Source organism: Pseudomonas sp. SJZ077 (assembly GCF_007993905.1).
In the GTDB taxonomy this organism is placed as follows: domain Bacteria; phylum Pseudomonadota; class Gammaproteobacteria; order Pseudomonadales; family Pseudomonadaceae; genus Aquipseudomonas; species Aquipseudomonas mandelii.
Genome location: NZ_VIUJ01000004.1, coordinates 269,856 through 293,959, shown reverse-complemented (window position 1 = coordinate 293,959; position 24,104 = coordinate 269,856). Strand labels below are relative to the sequence as shown.

Below are 24,104 nucleotides of genomic sequence, written 5' to 3'. Positions count from 1 at the left end.
GCAGCTTTGCCGGAGGTTCTGTGTCTGTCAAATGGCGCTTGTGAGCCATTGCGCAGCGATAGATAAATAGTGTGCTTTTTGACAACAACACGCTGTGCGTTGGCTATAACTGTAATTCCCGTATGCAATACCGTTGTCGGCCTTCTGACAGGAGTTACAGCATGAAGCTTGCGTTAATGATGGGCACGTTGTGCATTGCCTCGATCGGGGTGGTGGGCTGTGCCAGCAAAGTCGTAGAGCCGGACCAGTATTCAGGTTTTCTCAAGGACTACAGTCAACTCAAGGAAGCCAAGTCACCCTCGGGCGCGACAGTGATGCGCTGGGTCGATCCCAAGCTCGACATCCGTCAATACACCAGCGTCTACATTGAGCCGACCCAGCTCTATCCGAAACCACAACCGACGGTGAAAATCCCCCAGGCGACCCTCAACGGCATCACCGGGTACTACGACCAGGCGCTGAAGCGCGAGGTGGGTAAATCCCTGCCATTGGCCGCAGGTCCTGGCCCGGGCGTGATGGTGGTGCGTGCCGCGATTACGGCGGTAAGCAGCAAGACAGAAGGGCTGAAACCTTATGAAGTGATCCCGATTGCGCTGGTGGCCGCGGCGGTCAGCACGGCCAGCGGTATTCGTGATCAGGAGACCGATCTGGCCACCGAAGCGGTGTTCCTCGATGGCGGCAATAACCATGTGTTAGCCCAGGTCGTGCGCAAGGGCACCGGCAAGCCGCTGGAAAACGAGTCTCAGGTGATGAAGGCCGATGACGTGAAAGGCGTGATTGATGGTTGGGCGTCGGATTTGCATCAGTCTTTTCTAAAGCTTAAGTCCAAGTGATGCGTTGACGGTTGATGGTCGCTTCGCGGGCAAGCCTCGCTCCTACGGTATTGAGTCGTTAGTCAACTTTATGAACGACCTGAACCTGTAGGAGCGAGGCTTGCCCGCGAAGGCGGCCTCAAGAACAACACATCACTCAATACTCAGCACGCGCCAGTCGGTTGTAATGGCTGATCAGCGAATCATATCCACGCGTCACCGCATAAAAATCATCACTCAATCGCTGTGGTTCAGCCTTGTTCTTCCAGTCCTTGTGCAGCGCATTCAAGGCATCCAGATACTTCTGTGTCGGCCTGGCGATGTGCGACCAGAGATAACTGGGTGCTTCGTTACGGTTTTGCGTTTCCTGCATATGGCGTTGGCCGAACTGCTGCAGGTAATCCCAGGCCAATTGCAGTTCAGCGATGGCTTTAGCCAGTGCCTGCGGCGTCAGGCTTCGATTGTTCACGCCCTCGGTTACAAGGTTCAGCGTGTCCCTGGCCTGGATCATGTAAGCCAGCAAATACCAGTGAATGTCCTTGCCCAGGCGCGCTTCGATCAGTTTGAGTTGCTCGCGCCGCTGTTCAAGGTCCAGCGCTTCAACCTGCTGCCTCAGTACCGTTGACGCCGTGAGGTAGTCCTCGGCCCTGGGTCTGAATTGATCGGCAAAGGCGGGCTGCACCTCACTGATGGCGGTCGAAAAACGCGCCTGTCGGTAAAAGGTGATTTGCTGCGTAAAGGGCGTCACTTGCTGTAATGCCTGTGCGTAGGCATCGGCTTTCAACGCCAGTGTTGGGTCGTAGTCCAGCAACTTGAGTTTTTCGCTGATTTTCGGCGAACAGATATCCCTTTGAATGGCGGGCGCATCACGGGCACCGTTGTCGTCGAAATCATGCTGGTTGGCGATCCAGTCTCGCACCGGTTCCGCAGGTTGCTTCGGCGATTTGTACAGTGCGTAGGCGATCCGCCAATGCACGTCGACCCGGTTGATGCAATCGATCACCGGGCTCAGGGCATTGGCCTGCGCGGTGAGCGGAGCGTCGTGTCGATCCAGCCACAAATCGATGCGGGCGACGAATGTCGAAGAGCCGGCCAGCCCCATCAGGATCAGCATCACAAGGGTCGCCACCGGGAACAGCCATTTCGGGTTCATGGCTGTTTCTCCTGGCCGTACCACTGCTCAACAGTGGCCGGTGCGTTGCATTCGCTGGCGGTGGCCGGCATCCGGCTGCACAAGCGTTCGGTCCACTGTTGCAGGCCCTGGTTGCGGTTGACCGTACTTTGGCTTGAGATCACTTTGAACACGCCGAGTACTAAAACCAGCACCAAAATGCCCGCGCCCATCAGGCTGCGTTTGAGCAAGGGGCTGGCGTGTTGCCAGGAAACGTGCGGTTTGACCTTCCGTCGGCGTATAAGTCCGACACTCATCAGTGTTGTGATGTAAACGATGCTGCCGGCCACGCCATACACGTTGCCAATGCCCGCCGCCATCGCAATGCAGGGAATCAAGTCGCGCAGCACTCCAAACGGCAGGGGCATGAGCGAGGGCGAAAGGCGCACACTCAATCGATCGTCCAGCCACCAAAAGCGATGTGCAACGTGCGCCGTCAGCCAGTTGAGTGCCCATCCGACGACCGCGAATATCACCGACCAGAACACCGTGACGCCGATCAATTCGCCCAGACGCGTGCCCAACGGCGCGAACTGAATAAAGGTGCCGACCAGACAGGCCAGGACAATACCCAGGTAAATCGGCCAGCTGTCATAGGTATGTTCCCAATCACGCCAGAAGAACGGCGTACCGCCGGGCAGGTCTGCGCAGATGTCGGGGTGGTTGGCGTATAACGCAGAACTCAGCTTTCGACAGTGCACCCAATCGTCTTCGCGCAAGCGTCGGGCCAGGGCTCGGCGCTGACTGAATGGGCCCGGCGCCAGCAGCAAGTGGGCGGCGCGATGCTCTGGCGTGGCAGCGGGTTCTGCGGCGAGGCGTTGTTGCCGGGCCAGAAATATCGGCGCTTCACGACGCTCCGCCAAGCGCTCGCGCTGTAGCGACAGTTCTACAATCAGTTCTTCGTCCAGTTCCAGGCGCTGCCAGAGACTGAACCAGTGAAAGGTTTCCATTGCCCATTCGAGCAGTGTTTCACAGGTCTCGAAGTGTTCGACGCAATGCCTGAGCACGGCGTCTTCCATCACATCGGCCGCGCCATGTTCGAGGGCGGCGGCATAACGTTGTTCGAGCTCGACACGGCTGACACCGTCCAGCGAACGCGTGACCCGTTGCAGCGTGTCGACTTCCAGCACCGACAGCCCGCTCAGGTCCCACGGGGCATTGTCGCCCGAGTCATCCTCGCGCAACTGCTCCCATTCCTTGATGCTCAGCGCTTGCTCATACGCCTCACGCAGACGCTGAAAGCCCTCTGGGTCTTCATCCGGGCGCGTCTGTTTGAGCAGGATTGCGTATTGGCGTTTGATACTGCGTGTATCGGCATCGGCCGGGAGGCCAAGGGTGGTCCAGCAACTCATTGCGTGTGCAACTCCATGAAAACCCGGGACGCGTCCACTAGTGGCAATTTGATTTTGCGCACCCTACCTGTTTCGCGTCGAAAAGTCCTCGGGTCTTACCTTCAGTCACCGACAAACGTTTACTGCAGTCCGGCGTAACGCTTTTTTTATTGCACTTGCTCGGGAGCGGGCGCATCGAACGGATAGATCTGGCGCCATTCGGATGCCATATCCACGATCGTCCAGCCACGGGCTTTGGCTTCGTCCAGGGCCTTGTCCAGACGCCCGATCTGCGATTGACGGTCATAGGCCCATTCGCGCTTGGCGTCGGTGTGGTGCACCAACCCCATGAAGCGTTTGCCCGGCCCGGCGGCGGTCCACTGCAGCATTTGCAGGTCGCCATCGGAGTTGCCGAACGCGAGGATCGGCCGGCGCCCGATCACCGCGTCGATGCTTTCCGGTTTGCCCGGGCCGTCGTCGTTGTGGGCCAGTTTCGGGGTACGCACGATCGAGGCTTTGCCGTCCTTGAACTGGAACGCGGTGACAAAGGTGGTGCCGATCACTTGCTCGGGTGGAATGCCGTAGACCTTCTCGGCAAAGGCGCGCATGAACGCGGTGTCGCCCCCGGAGACGATGTAGGTCTTGAAGTCCTGGCTGCGCAGGTAATCGAGCATTTCCAGCATCGGCTGGAAGATCATCTCGGTGTACGGCTTGCCGGTTTTCGGATGTTTGGCTTGGCTCAGCCAGGTCTTGGCGTAGTCATCGAAGGCGTCGGTAGTCATGCCGGTGTGGGTGGCGCCGAAGATCTTCAGGATGCCGTCCATACCGGTGGCAGCCAGGGCCTGGTGATCGTTTTCCAGCACGGCTTTGAAGGGCTGGGTGGTTTTCCATTCCGGGTGTTGCGGTGCGGTGCGCTTGACCTCTTCGAGGGCAAACAGCAACTCGAAATACATCGGCTGTTCGCTCCACAACGTGCCGTCATTGTCAAAGACGGCGATGCGGTCCTCGGGTTTGACGAAGTCCTTGCCGGACTGGTCGGTGACAGTCTGGACGAACTCGATGATGCTTTTCTTCGATGGGCCGTCGTTCCACGAGGGCAAGGGTTCGGCTGCCAGGGCCAGCAGCGGCATGCTCAAGACCAGCGCAAACAGAAGCCTCAGCCCATGGCGTCGGCGGGTCGACATCAGGTTTGTCATGGGAAGTCCTTCTCGTGAATAGGGTTGAGTGGGCGCAACGCGTCAGCTGCCGGGGGCGGGTGGTGACAGGTCTGACTATGCAGCGTAGCCAAGGATTTCTTCAGTTGGCGCAACGCCTGATCTTCGGTCGGTTGCCGGCTGTAACAGGCGGGCAACAGGTTTTGCAGGCGCGGGCCGAGGTTGCCCGGTTTCAGGCCCAGGCGGCTGCGTCTGCCCCAGAGGTACAGGGCGCTCAGTTGTGCCGGTTTGCCATCGATCTGCACCGGAGTTTTGCACCAGGTGTGTCGGTCGGGGTGCTCCTGCGGTCGACGGAGTGGGAATTCATGGTTTAGCCGGTACGGGGGTTAGCGGCGGAATTTGCCACTGGCCGCTGGTGACTTCCGGTTTTGGCAGGTACAGGCGCAACGCCCCAAAGAACGGGCCTTCAGGCGCAGGCAGCCAGTTGCTTTGCAGGTCCTTGGCCGGTGCACTGTTTTGCAGATAAAGGGTCAAGCCATCGTCGGTGTCGAGCTTGAGATCGGGCAGCATCCGCGAATTGATCAGGTAGCGATTCAACGGGTTGGCCACCAGCAACTTGTTCTTGCTGTCGTACATGGTCAGCGACCAGAACGCATCGGCTGGGGGCAGGGCGCCTTTGTCGAAGTGCAAGGTGTAATCGTGTTTCGAGGCGTCGAGCGGCTTGCCGTCCTTGTCGACGAAATAGCCAATGTAAATCGCCTCTTCGGCCGAGTTGCCGAAAATCCCCAGGTTGGCGCCAGCGTAGCGGTACAGGTAATTGCCCTTGAGGTGATCGCGGGTGCCGTAGAAATCGCCGCTGGTGACCTCGTGAGTATCGACTTTGTCTTTCTTGAACCGGGCGAATTCGGCCTTGGCATCACTGATACCGTCTTCCAGGGCCTGGCGTTGTTCTGCGGTGAAGTCGTGCAGGTTGAAAGACTCGCCGGCCTCGATGCCGATGGTCTTGAAGCGCGCGAGCAAGTCCGTTTCCGCGTCCTGCGCCGGGGCGAAGGCCAGCATGAAGTTAAGGTAGCGGAACAGATCAGGGGTATCGCTCATGGTCGGGGTGGGTTTGGGCCAGGCAATCTTCGGCGCGGCGGGTGGCGCCTTCTGCTTGACGTAGTGGCTCAGCGTTTCGACCTTGTAGCCTTTCTGAATCTTCTTGACCTGGGCCAGGTCCTTTTCATCGAACAGCTGCGTGCGATACAGGGCGTAGGCGATGTCGGTTTCACTGCGCAACAGGCGATCCATTTTTACTGGTTGCTGACCCTGCCAATTGGGGCCGGCGACCATGAAATGCCCGCCGTTGTTGCCCGTACTGCGGGTGCCCAGGTACGCAAAGTTTTGCGTGTAGGCGTCGATCAATTGCACTGAGTAGTAACGGTGCTCGTCGATGGGCGGCAAGGTCAGCACAACGGGTTCGGCGCGCAGGTCCATCCACACAAAGGAGTAGGGCGTGTCGGCGTTGGGTGTGACGAACGCGGTGTCCTTGGCGGTGAACGCCTTCGCGGTGTTGCCGATCCGGTTGAACGGCGCCTTGAAGTTCGCGCTCTTTGTGTCAACCGCTTGGGAGTAGAGGGTTTTGTACATCTCCACCACCGGAAATCCGTACAGGTAGGCTTCCTTGGCGATGCCCCGGGCGTCTTCGGGAGTAGCAGTGAAGTCGGCCCAGGCGCTGGTGCTCAGGGCGAGCGAGAGCGCGGTGAGCAACAGGCGGTTAGTCATAGTGAACCCTTGGGCGTCATTTCACCGCTGTGACGGCGTCGAGTACCGGACGGGATGGGGGGGCGATCGCCATAGAGCCCGTGTAGAAACAAAGGATCGCTTCTTGGGCCGGCAGACTGTTTTCCAGCGCAGCCTTGCGGATTTGGGTATCGAGGTCCTGGGCACCGACGCCGCAACTGACGAACATGGTCATCAGGCTGTAGCCGGCCAAGCGAATTGCACAGTGCATACGAGACTCCTATTTACCGAAAGGCAGTTGTGTCGCGGTTGCCACTGCTGCGTAATCTCTTTCCTATCAAGCCTGTATGACATGTTTGTTGAAGTTAGCAGCTAACGTCGGATTCGCCAGCCGGACGGGGGCTTTGGATGTTTGTTCAGGTTTTCGGTATTTTTTGTGCATTGAAATTGAATGCAAACCTGAGGCTTGGGTGATGTGGCAGAAAAGCCATCGCGGGCAAGCCTGGCACCTGCAAGAGAACGCGGTGTGGTGATCGACTTGCCCGAGAAAGGTGTTGATGAGGTGGCGCTGGACGCTTAACCCCTGCAATGTTCAGCGCTTTTTCATCTGCTCGCGTATCCGTTCTTCCTGCTCACGCAGTTGCGGAGTGAATTCCTCGCCGAAATCTTCCGCTCCGTATATAGGGCGGATCTCGATCTCCGCTTCGGTGCCCGGCATCGGATTGGGGCAGCGTTTGACCCACTCGATCGCTTCCTCTTTCGACTTGACCTCCCAAATCCAGTAACCGGCGATCAGCTCTTTGGTTTCGGCGAACGGGCCGTCGATGACCGTGCGTTTTTCGCCGGAGAAACGCACCCGGGCGCCTTTGCTGCTTGGTTGCAGGCCGTCGCAGTCGATGAGGATGCCGGCCTTGGTCAGTTCCTCGTTGTAATTGCCCATCGCAGTCATCCGTTCCTCGGTGGGCAGCACACCGGCCTCGGAGTCCGGGCTGGCTTTCACAATGATCATGAATCGCATGTTTTTAACTCCGCTGGAGGGTGGGTGATTCACTGTCTAGTCGAATGGGCGTGAGCCGAATCGACAGGCAATGTGTGAAATGTAGAGGCGGTGGCTGCCTTTCATCTTGAACGCCGGGTGAAGGCGGGAGAGGGCGGTACGCTGTACACCGGCTGCACGAACTGTTCGGCTGTCGCTGGTGCGTTGATATGTGCCGGATTTTCGAGGCGCGGCACCATAATATGCTGCGGTTGCTGAGACAGTGGGCACGCATTCGACCCTGTGGGAGCGAGCTTGCTCGCGAAAGCGGTGTACCAATCGACATCCATTTTGAATGTTCGTCTGCTATCGCGAGCAGGCTCGCTCCTACAGGTTTCTGTGTCGTTTGGAAGAGTTGTATCCAGTTTAGGGGGCGACACTTCACAATTTGTATCCGGGCATAGGTCGTCGGGCCATTTCGTGGTTAACTTCGGCCTCTTCAAAATTCTCCACAACAACGTCAGAAGGACTCCGTTCATGGCTCAAGTCACTCTTAAAGGCTCCCCGGTTCAAGTCAACGGCCAACTGCCACAAGCCGGTTCCAAGGCGCCAGCCTTTTCCCTGGTTGCCGGCAATCTGTCCGACGTGACCCTGGCGAACTTCGCCGGCAAGCGCAAAGTGCTGAACATCTTCCCAAGCGTCGACACCCCGACCTGCGCCACTTCGGTACGCAAGTTCAACGCCCAGGCCAACGACATCGCCAACACCGTGGTGCTGTGCATCTCCGCTGACCTGCCGTTCGCTCAAGCTCGCTTCTGCGGCGCCGAAGGCCTGGAAAACGTACAGAACCTGTCGACCTTGCGCGGTGCCGAGTTCATCGAGAACTACGGCGTGGCCATCGCTGACGGCCCGCTCAAAGGCCTGACCGCCCGTGCCGTCGTGGTACTGGACGAAAACGACAACGTTCTGCACAGCGAACTGGTCAAGGAAATTGCTGAAGAACCGAACTACGAAGCGGCACTCGCCGTTCTGAAATAAGGTTACTTTTACAATTGTTAACGGCCTGAGGGGGCGTTCTCAGTTAATTTCCCCGCCGCGTTGTCGCCTTAAAGCGGGCCAGGCAAGGCGCAGGCCGCTGGGAATGGTTGTTCCCTTTCCAAGGCCTGCAACGCAGGCTGGCCCGCTTTAAGGCACAACCCGAAGGGCCGGGCCTGCTGTTGTGCAGGGCTGCGTTGCTCGAAGCTTATTTGGAATGACCAAACCACGCTTCTCGCGTCTTGCCCTGCACAACAGCAGATCCGGCGCGGCGGGGTAATTAGCTGAGAACGCCCCCTCTGTCCAGGCCGTTTTCATTTGTGCTTCAGTGTCTTAGATAAATCTCCTGTTACGTAAGCCGAAGGTAAATTGCCGGTAAAGGCGCTTTGCTTAATGCCCACCAGTGCTTATCGTTCAGCCTCCCGTAGAAAGAAGCTCACGCGCCCAATGGTTGATCATTCCATGCAATCCTCCGCTTCCCGTAATCCTCGTCGCTGGCTGCTCGGCCTGCTTGTCCTGTTGGTCATCGCGGGCCTGTGCTGGAAATTCTGGCCCGCCGGCACTGCCAATAAGGACGGAGCTGCGCCGAAAGCCGTGGCCGGCCACACCGGCAAGTCGGGGGGGATGCGTCCTGGCTTCGGCGGGGCGACCGGACCGATCCCGGTGCGCGTGGCGCCGGCGGTAAAGGGTGATTTTCCGCTGTACTACAAGGCACTGGGCACCGTTACCGCACTGAACACCATCAATGTGCGCAGTCGGGTTGGCGGCGAACTGATGAAGATTTCCTTCGAAGAAGGGCAGATGGTCAAGGCCGGCGACCTGCTGGCTGAAATCGATCCGCGCCCTTACCAGAACGCCTTGCTCCAGGCCGAAGGCACGCTGCTGCAGAACCAGGCACAACTGAAAAACGCGCAGGTCGACGTCGAGCGTTATCGCGGCCTGTTCAAGGAAGACAGCATCGCCAAGCAAACCCTGGACACCGCCGAAGCACTGGTCGCCCAGTACCAGGGCACGGTCAAGACCAATCAGGCGGCGGTCAACGACGCCAAGCTCAATCTCGAATTCACCAGGATCCGCGCCCCGATAACCGGGCGCGTGGGTCTGCGGCAGCTGGACGTCGGCAACCTGGTGGCGGCCAACGACACCACGGCGCTGGCGATCATCACCCAGACCCAACCGATCAGCGTCGCCTTCACCTTGCCGGAAAACAGCCTCGACATCGTCCTGGCACGCTACCGCACCGGCGCCAAATTGCCGGCCGAAGCCTGGGACCGTGGTGACACCAAGTTGCAGGCCACCGGTGTGTTGCAGAGCCTGGACAACCAGATCGACGTGACCACCGGCACCCTGAAATTCAAGGCGCGCTACGAGAACCGTGATCAGGCGCTGTTCCCCAATCAGTTCGTCAACGTCCACCTGCTCGCCGACACCTTGAAAGACGTGGTGCTCGCGCCATCGGCGGCGATTCAGTTCGGCACTAACGGCACCTTCGTCTACGCCTTGGACGGTGACAAGAAAGTCGCGATCCGCCAGTTGAAAGTCGGTGCCAGTGACGGTGAAAACACGGTGATTACCGAAGGCCTGGCGCCTGGGGACCGTGTGGTCCTCGAAGGCACTGACCGCCTGAAGGAAGGCAGCGAAGTGGAGGTAGTCAACGACACCAAGGACGTGCCGACCACCCCGACCGGGCACCTGCAAGGCAAGTCGGCAGCCAGCTCGGCTGAGCCGGCGACCACCGACAAGGCGAAAAAGGGCGGCGCATGAACATCTCGCGGCTGTTCATCCTTCGCCCGGTCGCCACCACGCTGAGCATGCTGGCCATTATCCTGGCCGGCGTGATTGCTTATCGGCTAATGCCGGTGTCGGCATTGCCTCAGGTGGATTACCCGACCATCCGCGTCATGACGCTGTATCCCGGCGCCAGCCCGGATGTCATGACCAGCGCCGTGACCGCGCCGCTGGAGCGTCAGTTCGGGCAGATGCCCGGCCTGACTCAGATGGCGTCGACCAGTTCCGGTGGCGCGTCGGTGCTGACCCTGCGTTTCAGCCTCGACATCAACATGGACGTCGCCGAACAGCAGGTGCAGGCCGCGATCAACGCTGCGACCAATCTGCTGCCCAAGGACCTGCCGGCACCGCCGGTGTACAACAAGGTCAACCCGGCGGACACCCCGGTGCTGACCCTGGCCATCACCTCCAAAACCATGCTGTTGCCCAAGCTTAACGACTTGGTCGATACCCGCATGGCGCAGAAAATCGCCCAGATCAGCGGCGTCGGCATGGTCAGCATTGCCGGCGGCCAGCGCCAGGCGGTACGGATCAAGGTCAACCCGGAGGCGTTGGCGGCCAATGGCTTGAACCTGTCGGATGTGCGCACCCTGATCGGCGCGTCCAACGTCAACCAGCCCAAGGGCAACTTCGACGGCCCGACCCGGGTCTCGATGCTCGATGCCAACGACCAGCTGACGTCGCCGAAAGACTATGCCAACCTGATTTTGGCCTACGCCAACGGTGCGCCGCTGCGCCTCAAGGACGTGGCCGAGATTGTCGACGGCGCCGAGAACGAACGCCTGGCGGCGTGGGCCAATGAAAACCAGGCGGTGTTGCTGAACATTCAGCGTCAGCCCGGCGCGAACGTTATCGAGGTGGTCGACCGTATCAAGGCCTTGTTGCCGAGCATCACCGACAACCTGCCGGCCGGCCTCGACGTCACGGTCCTCACCGACCGCACCCAGACCATCCGCGCCTCCGTCACCGATGTGCAGCACGAATTGCTGATCGCCATCGCGCTGGTGGTCATGGTCACGTTTCTGTTTCTGCGCCGGTTCAGCGCCACGATCATTCCGTCGGTGGCCGTACCGCTGTCGTTGATCGGCACATTCGGCGTGATGTACCTCGCCGGTTTCTCGGTCAACAACCTGACCTTGATGGCCCTGACCATCGCCACCGGTTTCGTGGTGGACGATGCGATCGTGATGCTGGAAAACATTTCCCGGTTTATCGAAGAAGGGGACAGTCCCCTTAATGCGGCGCTGAAGGGCGCCAAGCAGATCGGCTTTACCCTGATTTCCCTGACCCTGTCGTTGATTGCGGTACTGATCCCGCTGTTGTTCATGGCGGACGTGGTGGGGCGCTTGTTCCGCGAATTCGCCATCACCCTGGCGGTGGCGATCCTGATTTCCCTGGTCGTGTCGCTGACCCTGACGCCGATGATGTGCGCACGGTTGTTGAAACGTGAACCCAAGGAAGAAGAACAGGGCCGTTTCTACCGGGCCAGCGGCGCGACAATTGATTGGATGATCGCGGCTTACGGCCGCAAGTTAAAGTGGGTTCTCAAGCATCAACCGCTGACGCTGATGGTTGCCATCGGCACCCTGGCGCTGACCGTGTTCCTGTATTTGATCGTGCCCAAGGGCTTTTTCCCGGTGCAGGACACGGGCGTTATCCAGGGCATTTCCGAGGCGCCGCAGTCGATTTCCTTTGCCGCGATGAGCGAGCGGCAGCAGGAACTGGCCAAGGTGATCCTGGCCGATCCGGCGGTGGAGAGCCTGTCGTCCTACATCGGTGTCGACGGCGACAACTCGACGCTCAACAGCGGTCGCCTGCTGATCAACCTCAAGTCCCACAGCAACCGCGACCTGAGCGCCACCGAAGTGATCGCCCGTCTGCAACCGGAACTGGACAAGCTGGTCGGCATTCGCCTGTTCATGCAGCCCGTGCAGGACTTGACCATTGAAGACCGTGTCAGCCGCACGCAATACCAGTTCAGCATGTCGTCGCCAGATTCCGAGTTGCTCAGCCTGTGGAGCGGTCGTCTGGTGGACGCACTGACGCAACGCCCGGAGTTGACCGACGTCGCCAGCGACTTGCAGGACAAGGGCTTGCAGGTCTATCTGGTGATTGACCGCGATGCAGCGTCGCGGGTCGGCGTATCGGTGTCGAACATCACCGATGCGCTGTACGACGCCTTCGGCCAGCGGCAGATTTCCACCATTTACACCCAGGCCAGCCAATACCGCGTGGTGCTGCAATCGCAGTCCGGCGAGAAGATCGGCCCGGATGCGCTGAACCAGATTCACGTCAAGACCACCGACGGCGGGCAAGTACGCCTGTCCAGCCTGGCGCGCATCGAGGAGCGTCAGGCGCAACTGGCGATCACTCACATCGGCCAATTCCCGGCCGTGATGATGTCCTTTAACCTCGCACCCGGCGTGGCGCTGGGGCACGCGGTGGAAATCATCGAACAAGTGCAGAAAGACATCGGCATGCCGATTGGCGTGCAGACCCAGTTCCAGGGTGCCGCCGAGGCATTCCAGGCATCGTTGTCGAGCACCTTGCTGCTGATTCTGGCGGCGGTGGTGACCATGTACATCGTGCTTGGCGTGCTCTACGAGAGCTACATCCACCCGATCACCATTCTCTCGACCTTGCCCTCGGCGGCGGTCGGCGCCTTGCTGGCGTTGTTGTTGAGCGGCAATGACCTGGGCATGATCGCGATCATCGGCATCATTTTGCTGATCGGCATCGTGAAAAAGAACGCGATCATGATGATCGACTTCGCCCTCGACGCCGAGCGCAATCAGGGCATGGACCCGGAAACCGCGATTTATCAAGCGGCGCTGCTGCGTTTCAGGCCCATCCTGATGACTACCCTGGCGGCATTGTTTGGTGCGGTGCCGTTGATGCTGGCCACCGGTTCCGGCGCTGAATTGCGCCAGCCGTTGGGCCTGGTGATGGTCGGCGGTTTGCTGCTGAGTCAGGTGCTGACGTTGTTCACCACGCCGGTGATTTACCTGTATTTCGACCGTCTCGGTCGGCGCTGGGGTCGCAAGTCTGAAGCCGCGGAAGCGGTAGAGCAGCCATGAACCTGTCCGGACCTTTCATCAAGCGGCCGGTCGCGACCATGCTGCTGAGCCTGGCGATCATGCTGCTGGGCGGCGTGAGCTTCGGCCTGTTGCCGGTGTCGCCGTTGCCGCAGATGGATTTCCCGGTGATCGTGGTCCAGGCCAGCTTGCCCGGCGCCAGCCCTGAGGTTATGGCCTCGACCGTGGCCACGCCGCTGGAACGCTCCTTCGGCGCCATCGCCGGCGTCAACACCATGAGCAGCCGCTCCAGCCAGGGCTCGACCCGGGTGATTTTGCAGTTCGACCTCGACCGTGACATCAACGGTGCGGCCCGGGAAGTGCAGGCGGCGATCAACGCCTCGCGCAACCTGCTGCCGAGCGGGATGCGCAGCATGCCGACCTACAAGAAGGTCAACCCGTCCCAGGCGCCGATCATGGTGCTGTCGCTGACCTCCGACGTGCTGGAAAAAGGCCAGCTCTATGATTTGGCCTCGACGATCCTGTCCCAGAGCCTGTCCCAGGTGCAGGGCGTCGGTGAGGTGCAGATCGGCGGCAGCTCCCTGCCAGCGGTGCGCATCGAACTCGAACCCCAGGCGCTCAACCAGTACGGCGTGGCCCTGGACGATGTGCGCAACACCATCGCCAATGCCAACGTGCGCCGGCCCAAGGGCTCGGTCGAAGACGGCCAGCGGCTGTGGCAGGTGCAGGCCAACGATCAACTGGAAAAGGCCAAGGATTACGAATCGCTGATCATCCACTACGCCGACGGCGCGGCATTGCGCCTGAAAGACGTGGCCAAGGTCAGCGATGGCGTCGAGGACCGCTACAACAGCGGCTTCTTCAACAATGACGCGGCGGTGCTGCTGGTGATCAACCGCCAGGCCGGTGCGAACATCATCGAGACGGTCAACGAAATCAAGGCTCAGCTGCCGGCGTTGCAGGCGGTGCTGCCGGCCAGCGTCAAGCTGAACCTGGCGATGGACCGCTCGCCGGTGATCAAGGCGACGTTGCACGAAGCGGAAATGACCCTGCTGATCGCCGTGGCGCTGGTGATTCTGGTGGTGTTCCTGTTCCTCGGTAACTTCCGCGCCTCGCTGATTCCGACCTTGGCGGTGCCGGTGTCTCTGGTCGGCACGTTTGCGGTGATGTACCTGTACGGGTTCTCCCTGAACAACCTGTCGCTGATGGCGCTGATCCTGGCCACCGGGCTGGTGGTGGACGACGCCATCGTGGTGCTGGAGAACATTTCCCGGCACATTGATGAAGGCGTGCCGCCGATGAAGGCCGCCTACCTCGGCGCTGAGGAAGTCGGCTTCACGTTGCTGTCGATGAACGTCTCGCTGGTGGCGGTGTTCCTGTCGATCCTGTTCATGGGCGGGATTGTCGAAAGCCTGTTCCGTGAGTTTTCCATCACCTTGGCGGCGTCCATCGTGGTCTCGCTGGTGGTCTCGCTGACGCTGACGCCGATGCTCTGCGCCCGTTGGCTCAAGCCGCACACGCCGGGGCAGGAAAACCGTTTGCAGCGCTGGAGCCAGCGGGCCAACGAGTGGATGGTCGGCAAATACGCCACCAGCCTCGACTGGGTGCTGCGTCACCGCCGGCTGACCTTGCTCAGCCTGATCGTGACAGTCGGCGTTAACATTGCGTTGTATATCGTTGTTCCTAAAACGTTTATGCCGCAACAAGATACCGGCCAGCTCATCGGTTTCGTGCGCGGCGACGACGGTCTGTCGTTCAGCGTCATGCAGCCAAAAATGGAAACGTTCCGCCGTGCCGTGCTCAAGGACGATGCGGTGCAAAGCGTCGCCGGGTTCATCGGCGGCACCAGCGGCACCAACAACGCCTTCATGCTGGTGCGCTTGAAGCCGATCAAGGAACGCAACATTTCCGCGCAGAAAGTCATCGAGCGCCTGCGCAAGGAAATGCCCAAGGTCCCTGGTGCGCAGTTGATGCTGATGGCGGACCAGGACTTGCAGTTCGGCGGGGGGCGTGAACAGACCACGGCGCAGTATTCCTACATCTTGCAAAGCGGTGATCTGGGCGCATTGCGCCAGTGGTACCCGAAAGTCGTCGCCGCTTTGAAAGCGTTGCCAGAGCTGACGGCGATCGATGCCCGTGAAGGTCGGGGCGCCCAGCAAGTAACGCTGATCGTCGACCGCGATCAGGCGAAACGCTTGGGAGTCGACATGGACATGGTCACCTCAGTGTTGAACAACGCCTACAGCCAGCGGCAGATCTCGACGATTTACGACAGCCTCAACCAATACCAAGTGGTGATGGAGGTCAATCCGAAATACGCCCAGGACCCGATCACGCTCAAGCAGGTGCAAGTGATCACCGCTGACGGCGCGAGAATTCCGCTGTCGACCATCGCGCACTATGAAAACAGTCTGGAAGATGACCGGGTCAGCCATGAAGGCCAGTTCGCCTCCGAAAGCATTGCCTTCGACATGGCGGAAGGCGTCACGGTGGAGCAGGGCAGCGCCGCCATCGAGCGCGCAGTTGCCAAGGTGGGCCTGCCGGAAGATGTCATTGCGAAAATGGCCGGCACCGCCGATGCCTTCGCCGCCACCCAGAAGAGCCAGCCGTGGATGATTCTCGGCGCGCTGGTGGCGGTCTATCTGGTGCTGGGCGTGCTGTATGAAAGCTACATTCATCCGCTGACCATTTTGTCGACATTGCCGTCAGCCGGGGTTGGCGCGTTGCTGTCGATCTACGCGCTGGGGGGCGAATTCAGCCTGATTTCGTTGCTCGGGCTGTTCCTGCTGATCGGCGTGGTGAAGAAAAACGCCATCCTGATGATCGACCTCGCGCTGCAACTGGAGCGCCAGCAGGGCCTGGCGCCGCTGGAGTCGATTCGCAGTGCCTGTCTGCAACGTCTGCGGCCGATTCTGATGACCACCCTGGCGGCGATCCTCGGCGCGTTGCCGTTGCTGTTGGGTCGTGCCGAAGGCGCGGAAATGCGTCAGCCGCTGGGCCTGACCATCATCGGCGGGCTGATTTTCAGCCAGGTGCTGACCCTTTACACCACCCCGGTGGTTTACCTCTATCTCGACAAACTGCGCCATCGCTTCAACAAATGGCGTGGCGTGCGTACCGATGCTGCTCTGGAAACTCCGCTATGACTGACCGTTCGCTTATCAATCTGGCCACGCCACTGGCAGCCGCCCGGGGCTCGCGTTTGTTGAGCCTGGCGCTGTGCGTGGCGATGCTCAGCGCTTGCGCTGTCGGCCCGGACTACCAGCGCCCGCCAGCCGCCGCGCCGGTGCAATACAAGGAAGCCGCCGGCTGGCGTCAGGCCAGCCCGAGTGATTCACTGGCCCGTGGTGCCTGGTGGGAGTTGTATGGCGATCAGCAGCTCAACGGCCTGATCGAAAAACTCAACCGCTCCAACCAGACTGTCGCCCAGTCTGAAGCCCAGTACCGTCAGGCCCAAGCCTTGGTGCGCAGTGCCCGGGGCGCGTTTTTTCCGACGGTGGACCTTACAGTCGGGAAAAATCGTTCCAGCCAGGGCACCGGCAGCAGCAGTTCGAGCCTGACCAGTTCCTCCAGCGGGATTCGCGACACCTACACTGCGCAGGCCGGGGTCAGTTGGGAGGCGGATATCTGGGGCAAATTGCGCCGAGGCCTGGAAGCCGACACTGCCAACGCCGAAGCCAGCTTCGCCGACCTGGCAGCGATGCGCCTGAGCCAGCAATCGGAGCTGGTGCAGAACTACCTGCAATTGCGGGTGATCGACGAACAGAAACGCCTGTTGGAAGCGACCGTCGAGGCCTATCAGCGCTCGCTGAAGATGACCGAAAACCAGTACCGCGCCGGTGTCTCCGGCAAGGACGCGGTGGCCCAGGCGCAGACCCAGCTTAAAAGCACCCAGGCGGACATGGTCGATCTGATCTGGCAGCGTGCCCAGTTCGAGAACGCCATCGCCGTGCTGATCGGGCTACCACCCGCCGAGTTCAGCCTGGCCGAAACCAAGACCATCCCGGCATTGCCTGAAGTGCCGCTGGGCCTGCCGTCGCAGCTGCTCGAGCGTCGCCCGGACATCGCTTCCGCCGAGCGTTCGGTGATGGCGGCCAACGCCAACATCGGCGTGGCCAAGGCCGCCTACTACCCGGACCTGACCCTGAGCCTGAACGGCGGTTACAGCAGCAGCACCTATGCCAACTGGATCAGCGTGCCGAACCGCTTCTGGTCGGTAGGGCCGCAACTGGCCATGACCCTGTTTGATGGCGGCCAGCGTTCGGCCGAGGTCGATCGCAGTGAAGCGGCCTACGACGAAACGGTCGCCAAGTACCGCCAGACCGTGCTCGATGGTTTCCGCGAGGTGGAAAACTATCTGGTGCAGCTCAAGGTGCTGGAAGACGAAGCCGGCGTGCGCCAGGAAGCACTGGATGCTGCGCGTGAATCCCTGCGGTTGACGCGAAATCAATACAAGGCCGGATTGATTGCTTACCTGGACGTGGTGGTCATCCAGGCCACGGCGTTGAATAACGAACGTAACGTTTTGAGTCTGTTACAGAGCCGCTTGATCGCCAGTGTGCAGTTGATTGCAGCGCTGGGCGGTGGTTGGGACGGGGCGCTTCAAGTCAGCGAGAACAAATAGCCCTGACCCCCAACCCCTTTGTTGATCGTTCCCACGCAGAGTTCGGGAACGATCAACTTGAGCCTTTGGAGCGATCAAACAAGCGTTTCATCGGGTTGATGGCCATTTGATTACTTTGTCAGTGCGTTCTTTTGCGCAATCAGTACAATCGCCCGATTTGCCCTGCCGAGAACGGAAGCAGTACGGGGGGCGATCGCGAGAAGTCACATGCTGATCGGTAGCTATTCCCCCACACTCGTAATCATTTCGCTCTGTGTAGCGATTCTCGCCTCCTATACCGCGCTCGACCTGACCGAACGCATTGCCACCGCCAAGGGCCGTGCCGTGTTCCTTTGGACCGCGGGCGGCGCCTTTGCCATGGGCGTGGGTGTGTGGTCGATGCACTTTATCGGCATGCTCGCGTTCACCTTGCCCATCGATCTGGGTTACGACTTCAGCCTTACGTCCCTGTCGCTGCTGACCGCGATCCTGTCCTGCGGTTTTGCCCTGTGGCTGGTCAGTCAGCCCCGGTTGCCGTCCTGGCAACTGGCGTTCGGCGCGCTGATCATGGGCGCCGGGATCAGTGCCATGCATTACACCGGCATGGCGGCCATGCGCATGCAGCCGGGCATCGATTACGACCCGACGCTGTTTGGTGCATCGCTGCTTATCGCCGTCGGTGCTTCCGGCGCCGCGTTATGGATCGCCTTCCGCCTGCGCCAGCACACCCCGTATGTAGGCCTGTTTCGCGCCGGTGCGGCGGTGATCATGGGCCTGGCCATCGTCGGCATGCATTACACCGCCATGGCCGCAGCACGCTTCCCGGACGGCAGTTTCTGTGGCGCCGCCCTCAGCGGCTTGAACGGCAAAGGCCTCGACAACCTGGTGCTGATCACCACGCTTGCGGTGTTGAGCATCGCCTTGTTGACCTCGGTTCTCGATGCGCGTCTGGAAGCCCGTACCGCGGATCTTGCGCGCTCGTTGACGCAAGCCAATCGCGAACTGACCCAACTGGCCCTGCACGACACCCTGACCGGGTTGCCCAATCGCATGTTGCTGGCCGACCGTATCGAACAGGCCATGTCCAAGGTTCAGGAGCAGGGCGGTTGCTTTGCGCTGATGTTTATCGACCTCGACGGCTTCAAACCGGTGAACGATGCCTTCGGCCACCACATGGGCGATCAGTTGCTGCGCGAGGTCGGTTTACGTCTGCGCGAAGACATGCGCAGTCAGGACACCTTGGCGCGGATCGGCGGCGATGAATTCGTCCTGCTGGTACGCCTCAGCGAGCCAAATGACGCGCTGAACGTCGCCGCGCGGCAGGTCGGGCTGATCGGCAGTTCGTTCCGGGTCGCCGAGCAAGACCTGCAGATTTCCGCCAGCCTTGGCATCGCGCTGTACCCGGGGAACGGCCAGACCGCCCAGGAATTGCTGATGAACGCCGACGCTGCGATGTACCACGCCAAGGGCGCCGGGAAAAATGGCTACAGCTTCTTCGACGCCTCGATGAACAGCAACGCGCGCAAACAGCTGCAACTGCTCCAGGATTTGCGCAATGCCCTCGATCAGCAGCAGTTCAGCCTCTATTACCAACCCAAGTTCGACGCCGGCAATGGTCGTCCGGTGGGTGCTGAGGCGTTGCTGCGTTGGGAGCATCCGACCCAGGGCATGCTGCTGCCGGACAAGTTTATCGAGCTGGCGGAAAGGACCGGGCTGATCATTCCCATTGGTGAATGGGTGCTGAACGAAGCCTGCCGCCAGATGCGCGAGTGGTACGTGCTCGGCTACACCGACTGGCGCATTGCGGTGAACCTCTCGGCGTTGCAGTTCTGCCATACGGGCCTGGTCAAGAGCGTCTCCAACGCCTTGGCCCGGCATCAGTTGCCGGCCAACAGCCTCACCCTTGAAATCACCGAAACCACCGCCATGAGCGATGCCGATGCGAGCATGACGGTGCTTCAGGAACTTTCGGACATGGGCGTCGATCTGTCCATCGATGACTTCGGCACGGGTTATTCGAGCTTGATGTACCTCAAGCGCCTGCCGGCCAATGAGCTGAAGATCGACCGCGGTTTTGTCCGCGATCTGGAACACGACAGTGACGACGCCGCCATCGTGTCCGCCATCGTCGCGCTCGGCCAGGCGCTGGGTTTGCGCATTGTCGCCGAAGGCGTCGAGACCGGTGTCCAGCAAGACTTCCTGACCAAACTCGGTTGCGATTCGTTGCAGGGCTACCTGCTCGGGCACCCGCTGCCGGCGGATCGCTTCATGGCCGACATCGTCCGTGGTGAACGATGGGTGCCTGTGGCCGCTGTCGAGCCTGCCTGATCGTGAGGGGGACGGCGTCTACAGAGACCCCAATGCACACAGCGTTGGCGAGTTCAGTTGATGTGAGTCCATGCAAAAGCCGGCAATGGAGGTTATTCTTGCCCCCGATTGCTTACGCGTGAAGGGGAAGTCAACATGGACAAAGTCATTGTCATCACCGGCGGCGGCCGTGGTATCGGCGCGGCAACCGCGCTGTTGGCTGCAGGGCTTGGTTATCGGGTCTGTATCAACTATCAGTCCGACGAATCGGCTGCACAAAGCGTCCTGGAGCAAGTTCGGGCTCTGGGCGCTCAAGCCATTCTCGTGCGTGCCGACGTCAGCATCGAAGACGAAGTGATCAGTCTGTTCCACCGCGTGGACACCGAACTGGGTCGCGTCACGGCGCTGGTGAACAACGCCGGCACCGTGGGTCAAAAATCCCGCGTCGACGAAATGTCCGAGTTCCGCATTCTCAAAACGCTCAAGACCAACGTCCTGGCACCGATCCTCTGCGCCAAGCACGCGATCATGCGCATGTCGCCCAAGCATGGCGGGCAGGGCGGCAGCATCGTCAATGTGTCCTCTGTAGCCTCGCGTCTGGGTTCACCCAACGAGTACGTGGATTACGCGGCGTCAAAAGGCGCGCTGGACAGCTTCACCATCGGCCTGTCCAAGGAAGTGGCGGGCGAAGGCATTCGCGTCAACGCGGTGCGGCCAGGCTTTATTTACACCGACTTCCATGCGCTGAGCGGTGATCCGGATCGGGTCAGCAAGCTGGAATCGGCGATCCCGATGGCCCGCGGTGGACGGCCGGACGAAGTGGCCGAGGCGATTATCTGGTTGCTGTCGGACAAGGCTTCTTATGCGACCGGGACTTTTGTCGACCTGGGCGGTGGGCGTTAATCCTTAAGATTTGTATTGTCCGGCCCGGCCCCTTCGCGAGCAGGCTCGCTTCCACAGTGGATTGATGTGAACACAGTATTTGTGAACGACACTAAATTCCTGTGGGGGCGAGCCTGCTCGCGATGACGGTAGCCCAAACGACATCAACGCTTCAGAACGACCGCACTATCCGCCCCAACGTCTCCATCGCCTTCTCCGAATCCTCGGTCCACGGGCTGCCATAATTCAGCCGGATACAATTCCTGAACCGCTGCGTCGGTGAAAAGATCGGCCCCGGCGCGATGCTGATGCCTTGCGCCAGTGCCATCTGAAACAACTTCAACGAATCCATCTGCGGCGGCAGTTCCAGCCACAGGAAGTAGCCGCCGGCCGGTTGGCTGACACGTGTCTGCGCCGGAAAATAGCGGGCGATGGCGGCGAGCATGGCGCTTTGCTGTTCTTCCAGGGCGTAGCGCAGTTTGCGCAGGTGCCGGTCGTAGCCGCCGTGTTGCAGGTAATCGGCGATGGCGGCCTGGGCCGGCATCGAGGCGCACAGCGAAGTCATCAGTTTCAGCCGTTCGATCTTCTGCGCATATCGCCCGGCGGCGACCCAGCCGATGCGGTAGCCCGGGGCGAGGCTCTTGGCGAAGGAACCGCAATGCATCACCAGCCCTTCGGTATCAAACGCCTTGGCCGGTTTCGGCGCCTGCTGGCCGTAATAGAGTTCGGCGTAGACGTCGTCCTCGATCAGCGGCACCTGGTGGCTGCGCAACAGCTCGACCAGCTCCTGCTTCTTCGCCTCGGGCATGGTCGCGCCCATCGGGTTCTGGAAACTGGTCATGCACCAGCAGGCCTTGATCGGGTGGCGCTCCAGGGTTTGCGCGAGCACGCCCAGGTCGATACCGTCGCGCGGGTGCACCGGGATCTCGACGGCTTTGAGTTTCAGCCGTTCCAGGATTTGCAGGCAGGCATAGAACGCTGGCGCTTCAATGGCCACCAGGTCGCCGGGTTCGGTGACCGCTTGCAGGCACAGGTTCAGGGCTTCCAGCGCGCCGTTGGTAATCAGCAGTTCTTCCATCGGCAACATCAGGCCGCCGACCATGTAGCGCAGGGCAATCTGGCGCCGCAGCTGCGGGTTGCCCGGCGACATGTCGGTGACGACCATGCGCGGGTCCATGTCCCGTGCGGCGCTGGCCAGGGAGCGGGACAGGCGCTGCAACGGGAACAGGGTCGGGCTGGGAAAGGCCGAGCCGAAGGGCACGGTGGTCGGGTCCTTGATCGAGTCGAGGACCGAAAACACCAGCTCGCTGACGTCGACTTCGGTGGATTCATTGACCTGGCTGCTGATCACCGGCTCCGAGAACGGACTCGGCGCGTGCGCGTTGACGAAATAGCCGGAACGCGGCCGGGCGCGGATCAGGCCACGGCGTTCGAGCAGGTAGTAGGCCTGGAATACCGTGGACGGGCTGACCCCGTAAGTCTGGCTGGCATAGCGCACCGACGGCACGCGTTGGCCAGGGCCCAGGACGCCGGAGCGAATCAGTTCAGCGATGTCTTCGGCGAATTTTTCGTAGCGTTTCATCGAGTGCCTGGATTGGTGTTTTTCAGTGAAATCGAGGTGACTTCTTCGCGGGCAAGCACCGCTCCAACAGTCAGCACGAAACCGTAGGAGCGAGGCTTGCCCGCGAATGGCAGCACCGCAGTCTAAGGGATCAACGGTTCATCGGCGCAACAAACCGGCTCTTGGCCACGCTATAGATGTCCGGTTCGTCACTGTCGACAATCTTGAAACTGATCGTCTGCGAGCTGCTGCTGGGGCGTTCGGCGGTCATGGCCACTGACACCGGTACATCGACAATCTCACCCGGCGCCAGGCTCAGCTCGGTCTTGCCTTGCAGCACGAAGCCTTCGCCGTCCACCAGGCTCAGCCGATAGTCCTGACGCAGCTGGGTCTTGTTGATGACCTTCAAGCTGTAGATGTTTTCGATCTGCCCCTGGCTGTTCTCTCGGAACAGGCCGCGGTCCTTGCTCACGTCCAGCGACACCATCGGCCGCTCGACCAACGCCAGGGCGAGGGCGCCGATCATCACCAGCAGCACCGCGGTGTAACCGATCAGCCGCGGCCGTAGCAGATGAGTCTTGCCCCCTTGCAACTCATGCTCCGAGGTATAGCTGATCAAGCCACGGGCATAGCCCATTTTGTCCATGATCGAATCGCAGGCGTCGATACACGCCGCGCAGCCGATGCACTCCATTTGCAAGCCGTCGCGTATGTCTATCCCGGTCGGGCAGACCTGCACGCACAGCTGGCAATCGATGCAATCACCCAGCCCCACCTCGGCCGGTTTCACCTCGCGTTTGCGCGGGCCACGGTTTTCACCACGGGCCACGTCGTAGGAAATGGTCAAGGTGTCCTTGTCGAACATCACGCTCTGGAATCGCGCATACGGGCACATGTGCATGCACACCGCTTCACGCAGCCAGCCGGCATTGATGTAAGTCGCGCCGGTGAAAAACAGCACCCAGAACAGACTGACACCGCCCATCTGCAAGGTCAGCAGCTCTTCGGCCAAGGGCCGGATCGGCGTGAAATACCCCACAAAGGTCAGCCCGGTGAGCAGACTGATGGCCAGCCACAGTGTGTGCTTGGCCGAGCGGCGAATAAGTTTGTTCAGGCCCCACGGCGCGGCTTGCAGCTTGATGCGCTGGTTGCGTTCGCCTTCGGTGATCTTCTCGCACCACATGAAGATCCAGGTCCAGGAACTCTGCGGGCAGGTGTAACCGCACCAGACCCTGCCGGCGAACACGGTGATTGCGAACAGGCCGAACGCGGCGATGATCAGCAGCGCCGAAAGCAGGATGAAGTCCTGGGGCCAGAAAGTTGCGCCGAAGATGTGGAATTTGCTTTCGGAAAGGTCCCAGAGCACCGCCTGACGGTCACCCCAGTTGAGCCACACGGTGCCGAAGAACAGCAAAAACAGAACGCCCGCACCGCTCAGGCGCAATGTGCGGAACAGGCCGGTGAAGCTGCGGGTGTGAATCAGGTTGTCGCTGGACTTGGCCTTTATCTTTGGACGCAAAGGCTCGGTTTTTATAAATGAGGCAGGTTCTACGATTCGGACGGGGATTCTTTCGCTCATGGTCTTTCGCTCATCAGCCTCCATCAGGCATGAGCACTATGACCAGCGATCTGTTTGCATAACAGACTCAGGTATTGCAATAAAAAGCGGATCAGATGGGGATTGATCCGCTGCCTGCGACAACTTGATGCACCCCGTCACAGCAGGG

The 24,104-nt window shown here is 60.4% G+C and carries 17 protein-coding genes; 8 read left to right on the top strand and 9 right to left on the bottom strand.

From position 1 onward, the window contains the following. Positions 1-161 precede the first annotated feature (161 nt). Positions 162-833 (top strand): DUF3313 domain-containing protein, encoded by a 672-nt coding sequence (locus FBY01_RS09790; RefSeq protein ID WP_102594860.1) that lies wholly within the window; start codon positions 162-164, stop codon positions 831-833. 136 nt (positions 834-969) lie between these two features. Here FBY01_RS09790 and FBY01_RS09785 read toward each other — a convergent pair whose 3' ends face one another. From FBY01_RS09785 to FBY01_RS09755, 7 genes are all read right to left on the bottom strand, one after another. Beyond that, positions 970-1,965, bottom strand: a complete 996-nt coding sequence (locus tag FBY01_RS09785) for a DUF3829 domain-containing protein (RefSeq protein ID WP_145307345.1) — start codon at positions 1,963-1,965, stop codon at positions 970-972. Then, complete coding sequence (locus FBY01_RS09780) at positions 1,962-3,335, bottom strand: J domain-containing protein (RefSeq protein ID WP_145307343.1); 1,374 nt, start codon at positions 3,333-3,335, stop codon at positions 1,962-1,964. Before FBY01_RS09780 ends, FBY01_RS09785 begins: the two co-directional genes overlap by 4 nt. 146 nt (positions 3,336-3,481) lie before the next feature. Next, positions 3,482-4,510 (bottom strand): HAD family phosphatase, encoded by a 1,029-nt coding sequence (locus FBY01_RS09775; RefSeq protein WP_145307341.1) that lies wholly within the window; start codon positions 4,508-4,510, stop codon positions 3,482-3,484. Next, complete coding sequence (locus tag FBY01_RS09770; RefSeq protein ID WP_178113230.1) at positions 4,507-4,773, bottom strand: hypothetical protein; 267 nt, start codon at positions 4,771-4,773, stop codon at positions 4,507-4,509. Before FBY01_RS09770 ends, FBY01_RS09775 begins: the two co-directional genes overlap by 4 nt. Before the next feature lie 58 nt (positions 4,774-4,831). Next, positions 4,832-6,232, bottom strand: coding sequence for a DUF1254 domain-containing protein (locus FBY01_RS09765; protein ID WP_145307339.1), 1,401 nt, complete (start codon positions 6,230-6,232; stop codon positions 4,832-4,834). A 16-nt stretch (positions 6,233-6,248) separates the two neighbouring features. Next, on the bottom strand, positions 6,249-6,461 hold the full coding sequence (locus tag FBY01_RS09760) for a hypothetical protein (protein WP_145307337.1): 213 nt from the start codon (positions 6,459-6,461) through the stop codon (positions 6,249-6,251). A gap of 321 nt (positions 6,462-6,782) precedes the next feature. Then, a complete protein-coding gene (locus FBY01_RS09755; RefSeq protein ID WP_145307335.1) occupies positions 6,783-7,208 on the bottom strand; it encodes a YciI family protein in 426 nt (141 codons plus the stop codon). 495 nt (positions 7,209-7,703) lie between these two features. On the opposite strand from FBY01_RS09755, the gene tpx reads away from it, so the two are divergent. From tpx to FBY01_RS09720, 7 genes are all read left to right on the top strand, one after another. Then, entirely contained in the window at positions 7,704-8,204 is a 501-nt protein-coding gene (tpx, locus tag FBY01_RS09750; protein ID WP_010459910.1) for a thiol peroxidase, read from the top strand. A 444-nt stretch (positions 8,205-8,648) separates the two neighbouring features. Next, positions 8,649-9,965 (top strand): MdtA/MuxA family multidrug efflux RND transporter periplasmic adaptor subunit, encoded by a 1,317-nt coding sequence (locus tag FBY01_RS09745; RefSeq protein WP_145307333.1) that lies wholly within the window; start codon positions 8,649-8,651, stop codon positions 9,963-9,965. Then, positions 9,962-13,066, top strand: coding sequence for an MdtB/MuxB family multidrug efflux RND transporter permease subunit (locus FBY01_RS09740; RefSeq protein WP_145307331.1), 3,105 nt, complete (start codon positions 9,962-9,964; stop codon positions 13,064-13,066). Before FBY01_RS09745 ends, FBY01_RS09740 begins: the two co-directional genes overlap by 4 nt. Then, positions 13,063-16,170, top strand: a complete 3,108-nt coding sequence (locus FBY01_RS09735) for an efflux RND transporter permease subunit (RefSeq protein ID WP_145307329.1) — start codon at positions 13,063-13,065, stop codon at positions 16,168-16,170. The genes FBY01_RS09740 and FBY01_RS09735 overlap by 4 nt, the downstream gene beginning before the upstream one ends. Continuing rightward, positions 16,167-17,648: an efflux transporter outer membrane subunit gene (locus FBY01_RS09730; RefSeq protein WP_010459914.1), complete on the top strand. Its 1,482-nt coding sequence runs from the start codon at positions 16,167-16,169 to the stop codon at positions 17,646-17,648. Before FBY01_RS09735 ends, FBY01_RS09730 begins: the two co-directional genes overlap by 4 nt. 207 nt (positions 17,649-17,855) lie before the next feature. Further along, positions 17,856-19,955: a bifunctional diguanylate cyclase/phosphodiesterase gene (locus tag FBY01_RS09725; RefSeq protein ID WP_145307327.1), complete on the top strand. Its 2,100-nt coding sequence runs from the start codon at positions 17,856-17,858 to the stop codon at positions 19,953-19,955. 135 nt (positions 19,956-20,090) lie between these two features. Then, complete coding sequence (locus FBY01_RS09720; protein WP_010459916.1) at positions 20,091-20,837, top strand: SDR family oxidoreductase; 747 nt, start codon at positions 20,091-20,093, stop codon at positions 20,835-20,837. Positions 20,838-20,988: 151 nt separating this feature from the next. Here FBY01_RS09720 and mapR read toward each other — a convergent pair whose 3' ends face one another. Both mapR and ccoG read right to left on the bottom strand, forming a co-directional pair. Further along, complete coding sequence (gene mapR, locus FBY01_RS09715) at positions 20,989-22,398, bottom strand: GntR family transcriptional regulator MpaR (protein WP_010459917.1); 1,410 nt, start codon at positions 22,396-22,398, stop codon at positions 20,989-20,991. Positions 22,399-22,528: 130 nt separating this feature from the next. Further along, positions 22,529-23,956 (bottom strand): cytochrome c oxidase accessory protein CcoG, encoded by a 1,428-nt coding sequence (gene ccoG, locus FBY01_RS09710; RefSeq protein WP_145307325.1) that lies wholly within the window; start codon positions 23,954-23,956, stop codon positions 22,529-22,531. Positions 23,957-24,104: the final 148 nt, after the last annotated feature.

Excerpts from the sequence above, each read along its gene's own strand:
- FBY01_RS09720 (WP_010459916.1), top strand. The coding sequence starts at position 20,091 with ATGGACAAAGTCATTGTCATCACCGGCGGCGGCCGTGGTATCGGCGCG.
- FBY01_RS09760 (WP_145307337.1), bottom strand. The coding sequence starts at position 6,461 with ATGCACTGTGCAATTCGCTTGGCCGGCTACAGCCTGATGACCATGTTC.
- ccoG (WP_145307325.1), bottom strand. The coding sequence starts at position 23,956 with ATGAGCGAAAGAATCCCCGTCCGAATCGTAGAACCTGCCTCATTTATA.
- FBY01_RS09755 (WP_145307335.1), bottom strand. The coding sequence starts at position 7,208 with ATGCGATTCATGATCATTGTGAAAGCCAGCCCGGACTCCGAGGCCGGT.
- FBY01_RS09745 (WP_145307333.1), top strand. The coding sequence starts at position 8,649 with ATGGTTGATCATTCCATGCAATCCTCCGCTTCCCGTAATCCTCGTCGC.
- FBY01_RS09725 (WP_145307327.1), top strand. The coding sequence starts at position 17,856 with ATGCTGATCGGTAGCTATTCCCCCACACTCGTAATCATTTCGCTCTGT.
- FBY01_RS09785 (WP_145307345.1), bottom strand. The coding sequence starts at position 1,965 with ATGAACCCGAAATGGCTGTTCCCGGTGGCGACCCTTGTGATGCTGATC.
- mapR (WP_010459917.1), bottom strand. The coding sequence starts at position 22,398 with ATGAAACGCTACGAAAAATTCGCCGAAGACATCGCTGAACTGATTCGC.
- FBY01_RS09780 (WP_145307343.1), bottom strand. The coding sequence starts at position 3,335 with ATGAGTTGCTGGACCACCCTTGGCCTCCCGGCCGATGCCGATACACGC.
- tpx (WP_010459910.1), top strand. The coding sequence starts at position 7,704 with ATGGCTCAAGTCACTCTTAAAGGCTCCCCGGTTCAAGTCAACGGCCAA.
- FBY01_RS09790 (WP_102594860.1), top strand. The coding sequence starts at position 162 with ATGAAGCTTGCGTTAATGATGGGCACGTTGTGCATTGCCTCGATCGGG.
- FBY01_RS09765 (WP_145307339.1), bottom strand. The coding sequence starts at position 6,232 with ATGACTAACCGCCTGTTGCTCACCGCGCTCTCGCTCGCCCTGAGCACC.
- FBY01_RS09775 (WP_145307341.1), bottom strand. The coding sequence starts at position 4,510 with ATGACAAACCTGATGTCGACCCGCCGACGCCATGGGCTGAGGCTTCTG.
- FBY01_RS09735 (WP_145307329.1), top strand. The coding sequence starts at position 13,063 with ATGAACCTGTCCGGACCTTTCATCAAGCGGCCGGTCGCGACCATGCTG.
- FBY01_RS09730 (WP_010459914.1), top strand. The coding sequence starts at position 16,167 with ATGACTGACCGTTCGCTTATCAATCTGGCCACGCCACTGGCAGCCGCC.
- FBY01_RS09740 (WP_145307331.1), top strand. The coding sequence starts at position 9,962 with ATGAACATCTCGCGGCTGTTCATCCTTCGCCCGGTCGCCACCACGCTG.